At 36.3% G+C, this 18,248-nt stretch carries 17 protein-coding genes; 5 read left to right on the forward strand and 12 right to left on the reverse strand.

What is annotated here, in order from left to right; translation table 11 throughout:
* Positions 1-26: 26 nt before the first annotated feature.
* On the reverse strand, positions 27-860 hold the full coding sequence (locus ACMAYL_RS03645) for a flagellin (protein ID WP_103216883.1): 834 nt from the start codon (positions 858-860) through the stop codon (positions 27-29).
* Positions 861-1,147: 287 nt separating this feature from the next.
* Here ACMAYL_RS03645 and ACMAYL_RS03650 point away from each other — a divergent pair, with 287 nt between their 5' ends.
* Both ACMAYL_RS03650 and ACMAYL_RS03655 read left to right on the forward strand, forming a co-directional pair.
* A complete protein-coding gene (locus ACMAYL_RS03650; RefSeq protein ID WP_412470755.1) occupies positions 1,148-3,664 on the forward strand; it encodes a cell envelope integrity protein TolA in 2,517 nt (838 codons plus the stop codon).
* Positions 3,661-4,674 (forward strand): HD domain-containing phosphohydrolase, encoded by a 1,014-nt coding sequence (locus tag ACMAYL_RS03655; protein WP_412469696.1) that lies wholly within the window; start codon positions 3,661-3,663, stop codon positions 4,672-4,674. The genes ACMAYL_RS03650 and ACMAYL_RS03655 overlap by 4 nt, the downstream gene beginning before the upstream one ends.
* A 10-nt stretch (positions 4,675-4,684) precedes the next feature.
* On the opposite strand, the gene ACMAYL_RS03660 is transcribed toward ACMAYL_RS03655, so the two are convergent.
* Positions 4,685-5,824: a metallophosphoesterase gene (locus ACMAYL_RS03660; RefSeq protein WP_412462757.1), complete on the reverse strand. Its 1,140-nt coding sequence runs from the start codon at positions 5,822-5,824 to the stop codon at positions 4,685-4,687.
* Positions 5,802-6,197 carry a hypothetical protein gene (locus ACMAYL_RS03665; RefSeq protein ID WP_103216879.1) on the reverse strand — a complete coding sequence of 132 codons (396 nt, stop codon included), beginning with the start codon at positions 6,195-6,197 and terminating at the stop codon, positions 5,802-5,804. Before ACMAYL_RS03665 ends, ACMAYL_RS03660 begins: the two co-directional genes overlap by 23 nt.
* Positions 6,198-6,312: 115 nt before the next feature.
* Here ACMAYL_RS03665 and ACMAYL_RS03670 point away from each other — a divergent pair, with 115 nt between their 5' ends.
* Complete coding sequence (locus ACMAYL_RS03670; protein WP_103216878.1) at positions 6,313-6,825, forward strand: M48 family metalloprotease; 513 nt, start codon at positions 6,313-6,315, stop codon at positions 6,823-6,825.
* On the opposite strand, the gene uvrB is transcribed toward ACMAYL_RS03670, so the two are convergent.
* Positions 6,788-8,785 (reverse strand): excinuclease ABC subunit UvrB, encoded by a 1,998-nt coding sequence (gene uvrB / locus ACMAYL_RS03675; protein ID WP_103216877.1) that lies wholly within the window; start codon positions 8,783-8,785, stop codon positions 6,788-6,790. The two genes, ACMAYL_RS03670 and uvrB, sit on opposite strands and share 38 nt — an antisense overlap.
* Before the next feature lie 134 nt (positions 8,786-8,919).
* Between uvrB and ACMAYL_RS03680 the strand changes: the two genes are divergently transcribed.
* Both ACMAYL_RS03680 and ACMAYL_RS03685 read left to right on the forward strand, forming a co-directional pair.
* Positions 8,920-9,531: a TetR/AcrR family transcriptional regulator gene (locus ACMAYL_RS03680; RefSeq protein ID WP_412470756.1), complete on the forward strand. Its 612-nt coding sequence runs from the start codon at positions 8,920-8,922 to the stop codon at positions 9,529-9,531.
* Between the two features lie 31 nt (positions 9,532-9,562).
* The gene (locus ACMAYL_RS03685; RefSeq protein ID WP_412470757.1) at positions 9,563-11,041 is read left to right on the forward strand and encodes an N-acyl amino acid synthase FeeM domain-containing protein; all 1,479 of its coding nucleotides are present in this window, start codon (positions 9,563-9,565) and stop codon (positions 11,039-11,041) included.
* Between the two features lie 96 nt (positions 11,042-11,137).
* Here the strand turns inward: ACMAYL_RS03685 and ACMAYL_RS03690 are convergent, their stop codons facing one another.
* The 8 genes from ACMAYL_RS03690 to sucC all read right to left on the reverse strand — a co-directional run bounded on the left by ACMAYL_RS03690 (position 11,138) and on the right by sucC (position 18,097).
* Positions 11,138-11,611, reverse strand: coding sequence for a CarD family transcriptional regulator (locus ACMAYL_RS03690; protein WP_233189682.1), 474 nt, complete (start codon positions 11,609-11,611; stop codon positions 11,138-11,140).
* A 136-nt stretch (positions 11,612-11,747) separates the two neighbouring features.
* A complete protein-coding gene (locus ACMAYL_RS03695; RefSeq protein WP_412469699.1) occupies positions 11,748-13,139 on the reverse strand; it encodes a sensor histidine kinase in 1,392 nt (463 codons plus the stop codon).
* Positions 13,114-13,593, reverse strand: a complete 480-nt coding sequence (locus ACMAYL_RS03700; RefSeq protein WP_412470758.1) for a hypothetical protein — start codon at positions 13,591-13,593, stop codon at positions 13,114-13,116. Before ACMAYL_RS03700 ends, ACMAYL_RS03695 begins: the two co-directional genes overlap by 26 nt.
* Positions 13,594-13,653: 60 nt before the next feature.
* Complete coding sequence (locus ACMAYL_RS03705; protein WP_393099566.1) at positions 13,654-15,009, reverse strand: sensor histidine kinase; 1,356 nt, start codon at positions 15,007-15,009, stop codon at positions 13,654-13,656.
* On the reverse strand, positions 15,002-15,481 hold the full coding sequence (locus ACMAYL_RS03710; protein WP_103216870.1) for a hypothetical protein: 480 nt from the start codon (positions 15,479-15,481) through the stop codon (positions 15,002-15,004). The genes ACMAYL_RS03705 and ACMAYL_RS03710 overlap by 8 nt, the downstream gene beginning before the upstream one ends.
* Before the next feature lie 97 nt (positions 15,482-15,578).
* Positions 15,579-16,007, reverse strand: coding sequence for a nucleoside-diphosphate kinase (ndk, locus tag ACMAYL_RS03715; RefSeq protein WP_103216869.1), 429 nt, complete (start codon positions 16,005-16,007; stop codon positions 15,579-15,581).
* Positions 16,008-16,049: 42 nt separating this feature from the next.
* On the reverse strand, positions 16,050-16,925 hold the full coding sequence (sucD, locus tag ACMAYL_RS03720; protein WP_021266725.1) for a succinate--CoA ligase subunit alpha: 876 nt from the start codon (positions 16,923-16,925) through the stop codon (positions 16,050-16,052).
* The gene (gene sucC / locus ACMAYL_RS03725) at positions 16,925-18,097 is read right to left on the reverse strand and encodes an ADP-forming succinate--CoA ligase subunit beta (protein ID WP_103216868.1); all 1,173 of its coding nucleotides are present in this window, start codon (positions 18,095-18,097) and stop codon (positions 16,925-16,927) included. Before sucC ends, sucD begins: the two co-directional genes overlap by 1 nt.
* Between the last annotated feature and the right edge of the window lie 151 nt (positions 18,098-18,248).

Below are 18,248 nucleotides of genomic sequence, written 5' to 3' on the forward strand. Positions count from 1 at the left end.
TTTTGCAGTAATTATAGTGGTTTTAATTAACCAATTAGTTTTAGAGCTGCAGCACCTTGAGAGTTAGACTGAGCAAGTACTGAAGAACCAGCGTTAACAAGAATATCATTCTTAGCTTTCTTCGCTGTCTCAGCTGCATAGTCAGTGTCTCTGATACGAGAGTTAGCAGCACTTAAGTTTTCTGAACTGATCTGTAGGTTGTTAATTGTAGAATTTAATCTATTTTGCTTAGCACCTAGCTCAGCTCTTTGTCCTGCAATACTTTCGATTGCAGAGTCTAGGTTTGCAAGAGCAGATTGAGCACCCTCTTTCGAGCCAACTTCAAGGTCTGCTACACCTAGGTTTTCCAGAGAAGAGTTCAGTACATTCGTATCGAATTGAATTCTATCTTGGAAATCATCATTATTAATACCGATTTGGATATCAAACTTATCACCAGCACCAGTTAGAAGTTTCTTTCCGTTAAACTCAGTAACTTCTGAAATTCTTTGGATCTCTTGCTTAAGGTTTTGATACTCAAGATCAGTAAATTGTCTCTCAGTGTCACCTACTGTGTCCGATGCTGATTGAACAGATAGTTCTCTTAGTCTTACTAAGATGTTTGATACTTCATTCAGACCACCTTCTGCGATTTGAATCATTGAAATACCGTCATTCGCGTTTCTTTCTGCTTGATTAGTTGATCTAATTTGCCCTTTTAATTTCTCAGAAATCGCAAGACCTGCAGCATCGTCAGCTGAACGTACAATTCTTGTACCAGATGAAAGTTTTTCTAAAGATTTTGATTGAGCGTTGTTGCTTAGACCTAATGATCTTTGTGCAGCTAAAGACGTTACATTTGTGTTAATACGCATACCCATTGTGATACCTCCGTGATCTATTTCCCCCCCGTACTCAGGGTTGTCCCGACCATTGGAACAATGAGCATACTGCTCTTGTGAATTTTATTAACTTTTTAATTAAGTCTTCTGACCTAACATGAATCTTCTCGGAGGTGAAAATGAAAGCTTTAGGAAAATATTAAATTATTTTAGATTTTTTTTTACATTTTCTAAAATTAAGGAAAGTTTCGAAAATCATTAATTTTTTTGGACTCTATAATGATAAGTACATAAATAAATTAAATGATTTACCGATAATAAGCTATATGGAAGAAGGGAAACCGCTCATTTTTCTTGAGCCTCTTACTGAAGCAGTAAAGAAGCTAAAAGAGTCTATTGAGGCATCTGCAGAAGCAGAGGGTATCGAAATATATGAAGTTGAAAGTCCCGAGGAATATAATCAACTAATCCCAACTATCGGCCAGTCTTTAACGATTGCCTGTAGTCCTAAAAAGACAGCTCAATGTATTCAACCGCTAAGAAAATTCATTCATAAAAATAATGTAAAAGTGCTTCTGATTAACTCGAAAGCTGTGCCTCCTAAAACTCTAGAAAAGTTTAGAAAGATTGGATTAACAGAGTATATACAAGAACCTGTTCCTGCAAAAACGTTAGAGTATAAAGTAAATCTTATATTAAGATCTTTAAAGAAGGCCGAAGAAACAGCAGAAATGGAGTTTCGAAGTGGTGAAGATAAAGCAGCACTCGAAGAAAGAAATTATGAAGATAAGAAAGAGGCCGAAAGAAATAATAATGGTGGGCACTTAAAGGGAAATGTTTCAAAGGCAGCTCCTCAAAAAGCTAATAAGGATGTCTTTGATGATAGTACATATGCAGATTATAGTGATGATGACGAAATTAAAGAACAAGGAATGTCATTAAAAGACTTAAGTGCACACCAAAAGCAAAATAATCAAGAAGGTGGCCATCTTAAAGGCTCATTAGAAAAGAATAATAAAGCCGACAACACTCCTGAGATAAATTTTGAAGAGGATCTCTTTAAAAGCCTTGAACAGCAATCAAGTAAATCAAATAAGGATCTAGGAGGAAGTCTAAAAGGACAAGTATCCCCTACTTTAGATGACTATGATGAAGATAAAGACGACTTTGATGAGGACCTTTTTAAAAGTCTTGATAGTGTAAAAAAGAGTTCACAAAACTCAGGCCAACAAAGTGGACAACTTAAGGGGAGTTTATCTCCAACATTAGATGACATTGAAGACGATGATTTCGAAGACGATCTTTTCAAGAGTCTTGATACTGTCAAAAAATCAGCAAATAAAGCCGATGACCTTGGTGGAAGCCTTCAAGGTAAGCTATCTCCTACTCTTGATGATATTGAAGACGAAAAAGATACTGACGAAGACCTCTTTGCAAGTCTCGATAAAGTTAAAAATGCGACAAATAAATCGAATGAGAAAGATGGTTCACTTAAAGGTAGCATCTCCGCAACATTAGATAATGTAGAAAATGAAAAAGATACCGACGAAGACCTCTTTGCAAGTCTTGATAATATAAAAAAATCAAACTTAAATGATAGCAAAACGAGCAGACCAAATCTTAGTGGAAAGCTTACTCCTACACAAAGCGATACTGATTATAGTGATGACGATTTTGATGATGACTTATTGAAAACATTAGAAGAGCTACAGTCAAATAAGACCACTTCTAAGGGAAGAGATCAACAAGGAATACAGTCTTCATCTAATGATGAACTTATTGATAACGAGAAAGGTCTCCAAGGTAAATCGAAAGACAGTGCCGATCTGGCAATGAGTAAGAATAATGGTTCTCGTGATAATCAGACAAATAATAGAGACAATGAAGATCTATTTGCTTCTCTCGATGCGCACTCTAAAGAGAAAAATAAAAAGTATGATAATGTACATAATTTAGATCTTAATTTAGATAACAAGGCCGAAAACGAAGAAGTAACAAGACCTCCTGGACCAACTATTGAATACGAAAAGAAGGGTGATCTTGGCGAGCAAACTATTGATTACTCAAACCTTGATAAACAACCTGAATACGAAGGTGGTTCGAAAGAAGAATTAGAAATAAAATTCTCCGAATCTCAGGATGTGCTTGCTGCTAAAAAAAGAGAAGAAGCAAATCGTCTAGCAGAACAATTAAAGATTCAGCAACAACAAGAAGATGCAAGAAAAAAGCAGGAAGAAGAAAGAAAAAGAGCACTTGAAGCACAACAAGCAAAGGCACTGGCCGATGCTGAAGCAGAGAGGCTGAAAAATGAACAAGAAATTGAAGATGCCCTAGGCGCAATCTTTATTCCAGATCCAAAAGATATGAACTTTTTTATCGAGGCGATGAATTTTGTTATTGATGGTGACGCAGTAAAAAGCTTCACAAATGAATATATAAATACTTTTTGCATTGGAACTGTCGTCATTTATAATATTCAAAATGAGTGTATTCTAGGTAATGAAGATGTTGATGATCGCTTCGAGGCCATAAAGAATGTTTTAAAAGCAAAGAGAAAACCTAGTTGGAATGATACAACATTTCAAAGTGAGCTGCTCTACTATCACATACCAATCATAGAAAATGGAAAATACCATAACTTCATTCTATTTCTGACTTCCAAGGGTGAAATTGCAAGATCAAATGAAAATCCAAAAAGAGTCGAACAATGTCTACAAGTAATCAAGGGAAGCTACCTTAGTGGAGAAGATCGAGCATCTAAGAAGATTGAATCAAAAAAGAGCTCATCCATTACAGAATCTGTTAGTGGTCTCTTTAAAGGAATCTTTGGAGGTAAGAAATGAGGGCATATTTCTTTATCAAATTAAGTTCACTAAAAGACATTAAAACTTTTCCTTTTTCACTCTATGTCTACAACTTGAAAGATAAAACATATAATTTATCACTAAAGGCCAATACTCCATTAACAAATGATAGTTATGAACTACTACGTTATATTGAAGATAGTAATAAAGGTAAGATCGCAGTAAAGCTTTCCCAGAGAATGACTTATTTGGCCACAGTTGGAGAACTCGATAAGATTGAACCAAGAGTTATTGAAGAAACAAAGCAGAAGATTGAAATTTTAAAAGAGTACGAAGACATTATTGAGGAACAAAGGATAAGCGAACATATCGCACTTCCCCCTCTTCGCAGTATGGTCTCAAAAGCAATCGATAAGGATGACTTTCTACCTATCATACTTAGGGCCCAAAAAGAAATCATGCTTTTTTCAATTGATATAAGCCACACTGTATCTCTTGCACGTCACTTTGCAGGTGTGCATATGAATAAAGATAATCTGACAAATAGAATCGTCGCTCTCAGTTATTTCTTTGCGAAGAAAATGATGATTGATAACCCACAAGATCTTGCAGACCTAGTATGTGCTTCATTCCTAGCAAATATTGGCCTTACTCAAATATCGCCTAATATCATTCATGGCAATCAAACTGAAATCACTCACGATCAAAGAGAGCAATATTACAAACATGTTAAATTTAGTCGTATGTTTATTGATCAAAGCGGTATTAAGTTAAGTGAAGAGTGTAAGAAACTCATTGATACTCATCATGAAAAATATGATGGTTCAGGAATGCCCGATCAAATATCACAAGCAGGCCTTGGCTTAAGCAGTGAGATCCTTGAGTTTGTCTCTCACATCATGGAATTTAGCTACGGACTGATTACCGGAGAAAAAACATCTCTAAGTAGTGTTGTTTATATGATTGATGCTGGAGCAGGAGTTAGAGGACTCAATGTCAATTACAGCGGCCGTATAAAGCCTCATGTAACAAGCATACTATCTCTTTAATTATTAGTTATTAATTAAATGTTCCGTACGGAAGTGTATTTCTTCCCATCCAAGTGTGAAGATTCGCCTGAATACTCGTTTCATTATCATTTTTATTATCCATAACTTCAATCTTAGCGAAAGTTAACTGAGTCGTTCCAGTTCCCTTTCCAAAATCGAGATTATACATACGAGTCCATGTTCCAGTATTTATAAATGTCTTACCATTAGAATAGGTACGACAAATCGGCTCATGCGTATGACCAACAATTAGCACATCTGTATCTTCTGCTTGCTGTAGATAATCGAAAGTCAGAGATTCGTAATCTTGAAAGAGTGCTAATTCCTTAAAGAATAGTTTTAACCAATCACCAAAATTATCACTTATCTTAAAAAGATAAATTGAACGAACCATGATGAAATAGATAACGTTTGCGAGCATAAAGCGCAGCGTGAAGAATGTATCGTAAATAAGTCCATTAATTAAGAACTTATTGATAGGTCTTACAGCATTTACGTGATCTCGCTCCTCTTTAAACTTATTGATTACTCTTGTGACGTAATAAGATCCCCACGGAGGATTAAAATAGCGCTTACCAGACTCATCTTCGATAATACAATGCTCTTCATCAAAGGTATGAGCAATCTCATACTCGTGGCCATGCTTAAGAACAACTCGATCAGCAGGACGATACTCATCATTTAGGTGACGTATTTCAAATTTTGATCGTATATTTTCGTCAAAGTAAGATAAAACAAGCTCCTGTAGTGATTTAAAAACAAGCTCCGCATCGTGATTACCTATAATGAAAGTAATTTTCTTATTCTTTGTTTTCAAAAAATCATTAAGGGCCTGCATAACTTCTTTATGGGCCTCAAGAATCATTTTTAATTTTTTTAATGAAGACTCTTCAGACCAAAATTCGTCATCATATACCTTGATATAAGGAACGGCCAAAAGATCAAAGAAGTCTCCATTAATAATTAATTCAACTTCTTTATTTGAATATTCTTCTTTACTAAAATATTCGAGAAAATCCACAAGTTCTTCATCGTAGTGAAAATCTTCAAGATAGTTTCTTACACCATCAACATACTCGCCTGCTCCGAGATGAACATCAGAGATTACAATAATGGTTTTCTTTGAATTATTTTTGCGAAGGAATCTCATATGCCGATTTACCTATATTCAAGACGATTTTTTGAAAAGCAGGATCTAGTGGAACGAAGAAAAATCTTTTCTTGGTATTAAAATCAAATTCAACACTTACTTCCATGTCTGACTTTACTGTAATAAATTTTAAATTCTTATCAAACTCATCAACAAACTTGCCGCGAATCGGAGTAAGGGTTTTATTTTGAACAATAACTGCAACTCTCCCATTTCTCATTTTTGCAGGGGAAATTACCTTGTAATAACTAGGCATGGCCGTAACTATAAATGCCTCGGCCCTCTCCATTCTCTGTTGTGCAAATACTTCTTTTGTTAAAAAGAAGCTAAAAAAAATTGAGAAAAGAAAGAAGCTTAATCGTTTATTATTCATATTTATATTGTAACTATTTAATATTTTATAGATTATAGCTGGCAAAGCTTACCTAGTAATCATCATTTACACGCTGAAAGTGATGTCATTTAAGATTCATACCGATGAATCTTGTATGATAAACGCAATAAAGAAAACATTTACAAAGAATACTGAAGAACAAAACCTACCATTAGTGGACTTTTCTGATCCAGCACACCACTGGATCGTTTCAAATCCACATATTTTTAGATTCTTTCAAGATATACTTGGACAACTCGATGAAGAAGAATGTGAGAGCTTGGCCTCATATGGACAATTAGTTTTTCTCGAAAGCCAAGGAATGTACTCAAGTGTTATTCCTTCACATGGAGATAAAACATTTGTTCTTATTTACCCTCAATTACTAAAATTGATTCGTTCAGCAGATAACGAAATGGCCCAAGCAGTTATCTTCCATGAATTAGGTCACCTCTACTATCGTCATTTTACGATGAGGTCACAAATTGGAGAGATGACAAAACAAATTGAAGCAGATGAGTTCTCTATTCGTCATGGCCATGCTCTTGGACTATTTAATTTCTTAAAGGGTATGCCAATTACAACGGAAGTTAGCCAAAGACTAGAAATGATTCGTTTAAGAACTTAATTTCATCTCTTATTTTAGCTGCATCTTCAAATCGAAGATCCTTTGAAGCTTCTTTCATCTCTAGCTTAAGCTCAGCGATACGCTTCTTAATTTCTTCAGGAGACATCGAGACTTCTTTAGGTCCACTCTTCTTACCTTTCTTCTTATTTCCTCGAAGAGTCTCGATAACACCACCAGATACCTCTTTCAAAATAGTTTGAGGAGTGATTCCATTGGCCTCATTATACTCCATCTGAATAGCACGACGCCTTTTCGTTTCACCTATTGCTCGCTCCATCGATTTTGTCGTTTGATACGCATACATAAGAACCTTACCATCACTATTTCGAGCGGCACGTCCAATTGTCTGAACGAGTGATCTCTCAGATCTTAAGAAGCCTTCCTTGTCTGCATCTAAAATTGCGACAAGAGAAACCTCAGGTATATCAAGTCCTTCCCTTAATAAGTTAATACCAACAAGAACATCAAATTCCCCAAGTCTAAGATCGCGAATGATTTCAACTCGCTCAATTGTATCGATATCACTATGAAGATACTTCACTTTAATTCCACTACCATGATAGAAATTAGTTAGCTCTTCAGCTAACTTCTTCGTTAGTGTTGTGATTAAAACTCTTTGACCTTTTTCTATGATTTTTCTTACTTCAACAAGGAGGTCATCAACCTGATTGGTAGCATCCCTAACTTCGATAATTGGATCGAGAAGGCCAGTTGGTCTAATGATTTGTTCAACAAACTCACCGTGAGTTCTCTCTAACTCATAATTTCCAGGAGTCGCTGAGACATAAAGAATATCGTCTAACTTTGTCTTAAATTCTTCAAAGTTTAGAGGACGGTTATCGAGTGCTGATGGAAGTCTAAAGCCATAATCCACAAGATTTAACTTCCTTGCTCTATCTCCCCTATACATCCCTCCAACCTGAGGAACAGTAATATGGGACTCATCAATAATCATAAGAAAGTCTTTTCTAAAAAAATCAATGAGAGTCGGAGGAGGATCACCAGGCTCACTTCCTGTCATATGGCGCGAGTAGTTTTCAATACCAGAACAAAAGCCCATCTCTTCAAGCATTTCGATATCAAGAAGTGTTCTTTGTTCAAGTCTTTGCTTTTCTACCAGTTTATTTTGTTTTTCTAATTCCTGTAGTCTTTCACGAAGCTCAACTTTAATAGTCTCTAAAGCATGCTCCATTCTCTCCTCTCCAACAACATAGTGAGACTTTGGATAGATTGTCACCTTCTGTAGTGCTTGTATCTTTGTTCCTCTTAAAGGATCAACAATTGTAATACTCTCAATCTCATCATCGAAGAACTCAACTCGTACAACATTTGAATCCTCGTGGGCCGGAAAGATTTCAACGATATCACCACGAACGCGAAAGCATCCACGAACAAAGTCGATATCATTTCTTTCATATTGAATTGCAACAAGTGACTTTAAAAATTCGTCGCGATCTTTTTCATCTCCAACAAAGAGAGTCTCTCTCATATTCGCATACTCATCAGGGGAACCAATCCCGTAAATACAACTAACAGATGAGATGATAATCACATCATCTCTTTCCAGTAGTGAACGAGTTGCCGAGTGGCGAAGTTTATCGATCTCATCATTTACTGATGAGTCTTTTTCAATATAAGTGTCACTTCCAGGAACATAGGCTTCTGGTTGGTAATAGTCATAATATGAAACAAAGTATTCAACAGCATTATCGGGAAAGAATTCACGAAACTCTGCATAGAGTTGAGCAGCAAGAGTCTTGTTATGGGCGAGAATAAGAGTTTTCTTTCCTAGCTTTTGGATAACGTTGGCCATGGTAAAAGTTTTTCCAGAACCTGTTACACCAAGAAGTGTTTGTTCCTTAGTGCCGCTTGTAAGCTTCTCTACAATTGTTTTAATCGCCTCAGGCTGATCTCCACAAGGCTTAAACTTCGATTTTAAATTAAATACATTTTCACTCATATGCCTATTTTATCTTATTATCATAGTTTAAAACAGCGAAATTGAGTTATCATTAATATAACCAAGTTAGTTTTTGTAAACTCGATAGAAAGTTTATATGATAGTAAAAATTCGAATTGTTATTAGGGTTTATTATGAGTGTAGGTGAAACACCTAAAGGTGAAAAAAGAAAGATCGCGATCATTGAGACAGCAATCGATCAGATGGCGCACAAAGGTATTGATGGTGCATCTTTTCAAAAGATTGCAAATACACTTGGAGTTAGCCAGTCTGCAGTTTTTCACTACTTTAAAAATAAGTCTCAACTCTTTCTTGGAGTTCTCGACTTTATCGTTACAAAGAACCACGCTAGAGTAATAAGCACAATTTGCGAAGAAGATACTTCTTTAACTAAACTAAAAAAGCATTGTCTTGCTAATTTCCAATGGCTCATTGACCGTCCCAATGAGGCCAAAACGATTCTCTATCTTTACTATCGCGCTTCTATCGACAAGAAGGTTTCACAAACTGCTGCCAACCTCATTCACACCGGTAGACAGAGGATAATCGACCTCGTTCGTAGCGCTCAAAAAGATGGGCAGCTCGCAACAGACCTAAACCCTGAGCTTGCTGGTCAGGCCATTCATGAATTTCTAACAGGTGCTATCATCCAGATATTAAGCCTTTATAATGTAATTGATCCAAAAAAAGAAGTTGAAGCCTACACAAAAAGGCTTGAGACGATAATTAACCGACTAAACGACTAAAGAATAGCGTAAAATTTCCGAATAGCTATTGGTGAAGATTCTAATATCTTGTGTATTTTCCATTCTAGTAATTCTTAGCTTTATTCTTAGTAAAGACGAGGTTGCACGCCGCTCAATTGCAAGTGTAAATAGGCCAAATTCCTGTCTCGAGGCCATTTCTGAATTTGTTAATTTTGGAGCGGATCCTAAGTATGACACAAAGGTTGCACAAATCATGACTTATCTGAAAGATAAGTATAAGGGGATCAACCTTTCTTATATTCATCGTTCAGGACTAGATCGTAAGATAGAAGATGGCCACTTAGTTTTCACTACTTTAAGAGGGAATTTAAAAGTTCCTCTTAATCAGCAGCATCTTATTAATGCCGATAAAGTAAAGGCGGTAACTCCCCTTTCACAACTGAGCGACTATCATCAAAAGCAATATGAGAATAATATTTCAAAACTTTATAAGTATCAAAATGATATCAGCACTATTATTTATGAAGCTCATAAGAAAGATGAAAAAGAAATAACAGATTATCTTCTAGGTGAATATCAACGAATCAATACTCTTATCAAATTCTACCGTGGAGAATTAGATTACGTCCCATATGCACAACTTGGAGATAACCCTTATAAGTTACACGAGCCAGTTCATGTAGACTCTCAAGGAAGAACAAGAACTCTTGTACATTTTGATAACTCGAGCTCAACGAGCAACTCTATCTTTAATATTTCTGCAAATGAGAGTGAAGAAATAAGTTACCAAACGATGTTTGCGAACTTTTTAAATAGCTTAAACTACAATCAAAACTTTCTCTCACCTCAAAGAAGGATCAAAAAGATTCAAAGCTTTACCTATATGGATGATAATGAAGTGAAGGCATCCTTTCATATGATTGATGCTATCAGAGACTATGAATCACGTCCTGAACTAGTCAGTACCGTAAGAGACTTTCTTTTTAATGAATATAAGAATCGTCTAAATATCGAAGACCAAGACTTAGATAAGCTTAAAGAAATAACGGAGCAATTAGAAAGTCGTACAATCGTTCTTGCAGCAGCTCGAAACTCTCAGATAAAATATTCATTTAAAGGTCATGATGATTCTGGTATTCGCTACCTATCTAGAGAAAAAGATTCGATCGATATTTCGGGAACAATTTCAATTACTCTTTCAAAAGAAGTAAATCAGAAGCTTCCTCTTGAGATCTTTACTGGCCATGAGGTAGAAAGACAAAGAGGTGAAATAATAGCCGAAATTGGACGTTTTGCAGTAGATGGGAATGATTCCATTTTCAATGCAAATGACTTAATAGCGGCCGTTACATTTGCGGCACAGAAAGTAGAGGGCCTTGATCGCATTGTCATAGAAGCGGATAAAATTAGGGCCCGTTCATTTAAGCGCTGGGGCTTTAAACCAATTCACGAGCGAATCAATTACGAAGGAAACACTGAGTACATTATGGAAGTTACACCAAAAGAGTTACTCGAAAATGTTGAAAAAAGATATTTTGAAAGTCTTTGAAAAAAATAAAGCGCTTGCAAGTTACCCCACAAACGCTTATTTCACACACACAACACAAGAGAATAAGTTCAAAAGAACCTTGAACTTATAAAGCTATTAATTAAAACAGCTCTCAATTTGATTTTTTACTTCAGTTTTCTCTGCCCCGTTCTTGATTGAAATCTCTTGAACAATTAGGTCTCTACACTGCTCAAGCATTTTCTTTTCACCGAACGAAAGATTCTTCTTATTCTTTAATAAGAAAAGTGATCTAAGGACATCAGCAATCTCAATAAGTGAACCAGTCTTCACTTTTTCCATATAGTCTCTGTAACGACGGTTCCAAGTTGAATTATCAACTGTTACATCATGATCATTAAGAAGCTCGTAAACTTCACTGATCTCTTTTTCGTCGACGAGTACTCTAATTCCATCTTTGGAATTCGTAGGAACCATTACAGTCATTCCATTAGCTACAACTTTAATGATGTAGAATGAAAGACTTTGTCCTCCTACCTCGCGATCTTCGATGTCCACAATTTGTCCCACACCGTGGCCAGGGCAAACTGCGTAATCTCCAATGTTAAACATTTCTACCTCCAAGGGTATTTTCTCTCCCATTGAATATACTACGACGCAGCATCAGCCTCAATGAGCCTTGTAAGATTTACATATGATCTTTGAATTTTAGACAGTTCGTTGTAGAGAAACGACCCAATAATTTCAACTACTTATATTTAGCTGAGTTACGATAAAGAGGAAGCATGATCTCAAAAGTCGTATTCTCCTCTTTATTAAGATATTTAATGTGGCCATTCATCGACTCAACGATCTGAGTACTAAGGGCCAAACCAATGCCCATACCGGCTTCTGGCTTAGTTGTATACATATATGCAAAGAGCTTCTTCTGATCCTTAAGATCAATCCCTTTACCTGTATCAACAATATGTATGATCAATTGGTTTTCACTATTAGATTTATAGCGAATCGTAATTCGCCCTCTTTCCATCTCTTCAATTGCATCAACAGAATTGGAAACAAAATTTGTGAGTACCTGAAGAATCTGAACTTCCTTTCCCCAAATCTGACAACCTTTACAGTCACCTTCAATATTCAAAGCAATATTATTTGCACTACATTTATGAATAACAAGCTCTTGTAGCTGATCAAAGAGCTTATCTACATTAATTGCACTATTGTTTAGATGATTAGAGTTCTTAGATAAAAGCTTGATCCCTTTAATAATTTGATCAATCCTTTGGGCCTGATTCTTAATCATATTAAACTTTTTCTTCTCTTCTTCATCAGCAGTGTTCTTCTCTAGTCTTTTCACACTCCACAGAAGTACAGTAAGAGGATTATTAATTTCATGAGCGACATTGGCCGCAAACTCACCTAGATTTGCCAGACGATAATTATTAACAAGCTCAACATTCTTTTCTTCAAGCCTCTCATCACTTCGAATTTTTAAAACAAGGATGACGAGGAAACCAATAAGGCAGATAGTTAAACCGGTAAGAGAAGCTAGGTAAACAGCACGCTTAAAGTCAAAAGATTTGGTGATATCGCCATAGACATAGGCAGAGATTTGCCAAAACTCACTTTCAAGCTCTAAGTTCAAGTCACTGAGTCGCTCTAGAATTAGAATTGAGCGAGCAATCTCCTTAAAGTCATTTTCCGTAAATTGATAGCCATCTACACTCTCGGCCCTCGTAAGAACTGTCTCAATAATACCACGAGCAGACGTGAGGATTTCATTTGCAACCTTCAGGTAGTCTTGAAATGATTTCGTTTCATACTCATCTAAAATAAAAGCTTCACTCTTTAGTGCACTAATTTGTCCAAAGCTAGCATCAATTCTTAAATAGGCATCTTCGAGATTATCAATTGTTGGTGAATCTTTAAATTTTATAAGTTTTTTATGAGTGTCATGAATAGCGTAGGCCACATGAAAATAAAGTCTAGCAACAACTCTTGAGTTAAAAAGTCTGTGCTCTTCCTTATCAAAAATTCGAAGCCCTGCTCCAAATCCAGCAGAAAGCATCAAAACGAGAATAATTAAGAAGCTATAGAATAAATGCTTATTAGAAAGCTTACTCATAGACAAATTCGATCTCATTTATCATCCAAATCCAGTCAGCTCCTTCTTCAGTAATCTTATCTTTTGAAATAACCCCTAAGTCTTTTCTAATAATTCTCATAGGGCCAAGCTCTGAATTTTCAAGCCACTTCCCATCCTGCTTATACATAATATAAGTCGTTTTAGAACGTTCAACATTTCTTTTAATATGAACTTTATAAAGATTAATGGCCTTAAGTTTCACGGACGTAGCTGTAGGCGCAAAATAAACAAACAGACTCTCAAGAGAGAAAGCTGTTACCTTTATCTTCTTGTGCTGTTGATATGGATCAAAAAAATCAAACTCAACACTTGGGATTTTAGTGAAGTAATCAACCTTCACAACCTTGTCTTCGGTATGAAGTTTTTGATTTAAGATTGCAATTTTTTGTCTAGGTACTTTAGCAATCACGCTAATACTAAAAAACGTAGCGATTAGTAGCAAAATTCTCATAAATAATTTTTATCACGATTAAGTCGATTTGACCAAGTATAAAAGAAAAATAGAAACTAATTAGCGATAAAGCGGCAACATGATTTCAAAAGTCGTATTTTCCTCATTATTTAGGTATTTGATATGGCCGTTAAGAGACTCAATGATCTGTGAACTAAGAGCAAGTCCGATTCCCATACCTGTACCAGGCTTACTCGTGTACATATAAGCAAAAAGCTTCTTCTGATCTTTAAGATCAATCCCCCTACCGGTATCGATAATATGAATAAGTAACTGATCTTCAAGATTAGTTTTATACTTAATCGAAATTTTCTTATTATTCATTCCCTCCATTGCATCAATAGAGTTAACAATAAAGTTTGTGAAAACTTGAAGAAGTTGAACCTCTTTCCCCCAGACCTTACTTCCTGAGCAACTCCCTTCAATATTCAAAACAATATTATTAGCGACACATTTATGAATAATAATCTCTCGCAGGTGTTCAAAGAGTTCTTCAATATCTATTGGGCTATTATTTAAGTGATTAGAATTTTGAGAAAGAAGCTTTATCCCCTTAATGATCTGATCAATCCTCTCGGCCTGACCTCTAATCATCGCCAAGCTTTTCATTTCCCCATCGCTGTTATTAACTTTTTCAATTCTTTTTACGCTCCACAATAAAACCGTGAGTGGATTATTGATCTCATGAGCAACATTAGCGGCAAACTCACCTAGGTTTGCGAGTCGATAATTATTAAGCAGCTCAACATTTTTTTCTTTTAGCTCTTCATCACTCCTACTCTTTAAAATAAGCATGATCAGAAAGCCGGTCAGACAAATAAATAGACCAATTAAAGAAGTGAGAAAAACAATTCGATTAAATTCAAATGAACCTGCAGCATCCCCAAATACATTTGCAGACAACAGCCATGACTCACTCTCTAGCTTTAATGTTAGATTATTCAAGCGCTCTAAGATGATTAGAACTTCATCAATTTTATTCAAGTCACTAGCAACATAAGAATATCCCACATTTGACTCAACCTTAAAAAGGAGTGCTTCAATCTTTTGTCTAGCAGTATTAAAGCTACGGTCGACTTCAGAGAGATATTTCAGAAACGACTCTGTATCATATTCAGCAAGAGAGTAGATTTCACTCCTATAGGCCATTGTATGACCAAGGATTGCATCGGCCCTAAGGAAAGCGGACTCAAGGGCTTCAGAACTTGGACTCTTTTTAAATTCTTCAAGGTTCTGGGAAGTGGCATGAATACTTGCGACCACTTGAAAATACAATCTCGAAATAACACGAGCATTAAACAGCTTAGGCTCATCTTTATCAAAGATACGAAGACCGGCCCCTACTCCTGCAGCGATAACAAATATAAAAATTACGATGAAACTGTAAAATAAGTGTTTATTCGAAAATTTATTCATAGATGAAAGAAATCTCATTAATCATCCAAATCCAATCTATTCCTTCTTTGGTAATTTTATCATTCGGAATTATACCTAAACCTTTTCTGATAACCCTTAAAGGACCTAAGTCAGAGTTTTCCATCCAATTTCCATCTTGCTTATACATGACGTAAGTTGTTTTGGCCCTCTCAGTATTTCTTTGGATAATAACTTGATAAAGATTAATGGCCGTTAGCTTTACTGACTTTGCATCTGGAGCAAAGTGCTTGAAAAGATTCTCAAGAGAGAATGCCAACGCTTTATTCTTTTTATTCTTTTGATACGGATCGACGAAGTAGAATTCTTCACTTGGAATATTTGTAAAATAATCAACTTTTACAACTTTAAGCTCTTTATGAAGTCGTTGATTCATTATTTTAATTTTTTGTCTTGGGATCTGAGCAAATGCCGAAATCCCGAATAATGCTAAAGACAGTACAAGAGTTTTCATACGTAAACTTAACACGACAAATTCTCTTTATAAACATAAAAAAGGCCTTGTCATAGACAAGGCCTTCTCTCATTATACTTTTAAGATAAAAAGATAATTAGAAACGTGGACAAATTTCATCTTTTTCGAAGAAATAAGCAAGTTCTCTTTCTGCAGAAGCTAGAGAGTCAGAACCGTGAACAGCGTTTTCACCGATTGACTTAGCATATAGCTTTCTTAGAGTATTTTCAGCAGCTTCAGCTGGGTTAGTAGCACCCATGATTTCTCTGTTTCTTTCAACTGCATTTTCACCTTCTAGGCACATAAGTACAACTGGCGCAGAAGTCATGAAAGCAACAAGCTCACCAAAGAATGGTCTATCTTTGTGCTCAATATAGAAACCTTCAGCTTTCTCTTTTGAAAGGTGAGTAAGTTTAAGAGCAGCGATTCTTAGACCTTCTTCTTCAAATCTCTTAATGATGTTACCGATGTTGTTATCAAGAAGCGCGTTTGGCTTAACGATACTAAAAGTTCTTTCCATTTTAATCTCCTTAAAATTATCTTGCGGAAAATTTCCTAAATTCTTTAATTAAAGGTTCTTTAAAACCTTCTCCATTGTCTCACCAAGTTCAGCTGGAGAACGTGATACAGTTACACCACACTCTTCAAGAATTCTAAACTTAGCTTCAGCAGTGTCATCACCACCAGAGATGATTGCACCTGCGTGCCCCATTCTCTTACCTGGAGGCGCTGAAGCACCAGCGATGAAAGAAACAACTGGTTTACTCATGTTCTTTTGAATCCAACGACCTGCATCTGTTTCTGCAGAACCACCGATCTCACCGATCATGATAACAGCATCTGTATCTGGATCTTTTTCGAAAAGCTCTAGTACGTCGATGAAGTTAGTTCCGTTTACTGGGTCACCACCGATACCAACACAAGTTGATTGTCCGATATCTCTTTGAGTTAATTGGTAAACAGCTTCATAAGTAAGAGTTCCTGAACGAGAGATAACACCAACACGACCTGGCATGTGGATGTGACCTGGCATAATTCCGATCTTACACTCACCTGGAGTGATAACACCTGGACAGTTAGGACCAATTAGTCTTGATTTTGAACCTTTAAGAGCTGCTTTTACCTTAACCATATCTAGGATAGGAATCCCTTCAGTGATAGCAATGATAAGTGGCATTTCTGCATCGATTGCTTCAAGGATTGAGTCAGCTGCGAACGGAGGTGGAACCATAATCATGGCCGCATTCGCTTCCGTCTTATTCATAGCTTCTTTGATTGTATTGAAAACAGGGAAACCTTCGTGAACTGTTCCACCTTTACCTGGAGTTACACCACCAACAAAGTTAGTACCGTAATCTCTTGATTGTAGTGAATGGAAAGTACCTTGCTTACCTGTAAAACCAACAGTGATTAGTTTTGTATCACGATTAATAAGAATGGCCATTACGCCTCCCCTTTTGCTGCTTCAACTGCTTTCTTTGCAGCATCAGCTAGATCTTCAGCAGCGATAATTGCAAGATCTGATTCATTTAATATTTTCTTACCTAGAGCAACGTTTGTTCCTTCTAGACGTACTACTAATGGAACTGTAAGTTCTAGTTCTTTTGCAGCTGCAACAACACCTTCAGCGATAATGTCACATTTCATGATCCCACCAAAGATATTAACTAGAATTGCTTTTACGTTCTCATCTTGAAGAATTAGAGAGAATGCTTTTTGAACAGTTTCTTTTGTTGCTGATCCACCAACGTCAAGGAAGTTAGCTGGCTCACCACCGTGTAGCTTAATGATGTCCATTGTCCCCATTGCAAGACCTGCACCGTTTACTAGACAACCAATATTTCCATCAAGCTCAATATATGCTGCACCAAATTCACTTGCTGCAAGTTCTTTATCACTTTCTTCAGTTGGATCTCTTAGTTCTTGAACCTCTGGATGCTTGAAAAGAGCGTTTGAATCAAAGTTTAACTTTGCGTCTAGTGCTAAGATATCACCTTGCTTAGTTTTTACTAATGGGTTGATCTCTGCAATTGAACAGTCATACTTCATGTATAGATCGTAAAGACCTTTAAAGAAAATTGAAGCTTCCTTCACTTCTTCTTTTGTCTTAAGACCAATTCCGTATGCAAGCTTTCTAGCAACAAATGGAGTGAACCCAGCTGCTGGATCGATTGCTACTTTAATAATTTTCTCTGGAGTATTGTGAGCAACTTCTTCAATTTCAACTCCACCTTCTTCAGAGGCCATCATTGTAACTTTACCAGTTGCACGGTCTAGAACAACACCAGCATAGTACTCATGCTCGATGTCACATCCTTCTTCGATGAATAGTGTGTGTACTTTCTTTCCTTCTGGACCAGTTTGGTGAGTAACAAGAGTCTTACCTAGAATATCGTCAGCGTGTAAGCGAACTTCTTCGATTGACTTTGCAAGCTTAACACCACCTGCTTTACCACGCCCACCTGCGTGAATTTGAGCCTTAACAACCCAAATATTTCCACCTAATTTTTCTGCAGCAGCAACTGCTTCATCAACAGTCTTCGCTACTTCACCTCTAAGAACCTTCAGGCCCATATCTCTCATTAAACCCTTGGCCTGGTACTCATGTACGTTCATTAAAACTCCTAAGTTTTTTGTCTATGAAATATTCATGATTTTACTGGCTTATAATAGAGGGCAAGACCATATCTTTCTAGGTGAGTCGTGTCATTTTCCCCAAGTTTTTTGTGCATTAAATGATTAAGATTTAGAACTGAAGATTTATTCA

The sequence above is a fragment of the Halobacteriovorax sp. RT-2-4 genome (assembly GCF_047085445.1).
GTDB lineage: Bacteria > Bdellovibrionota > Bacteriovoracia > Bacteriovoracales > Bacteriovoracaceae > Halobacteriovorax_A.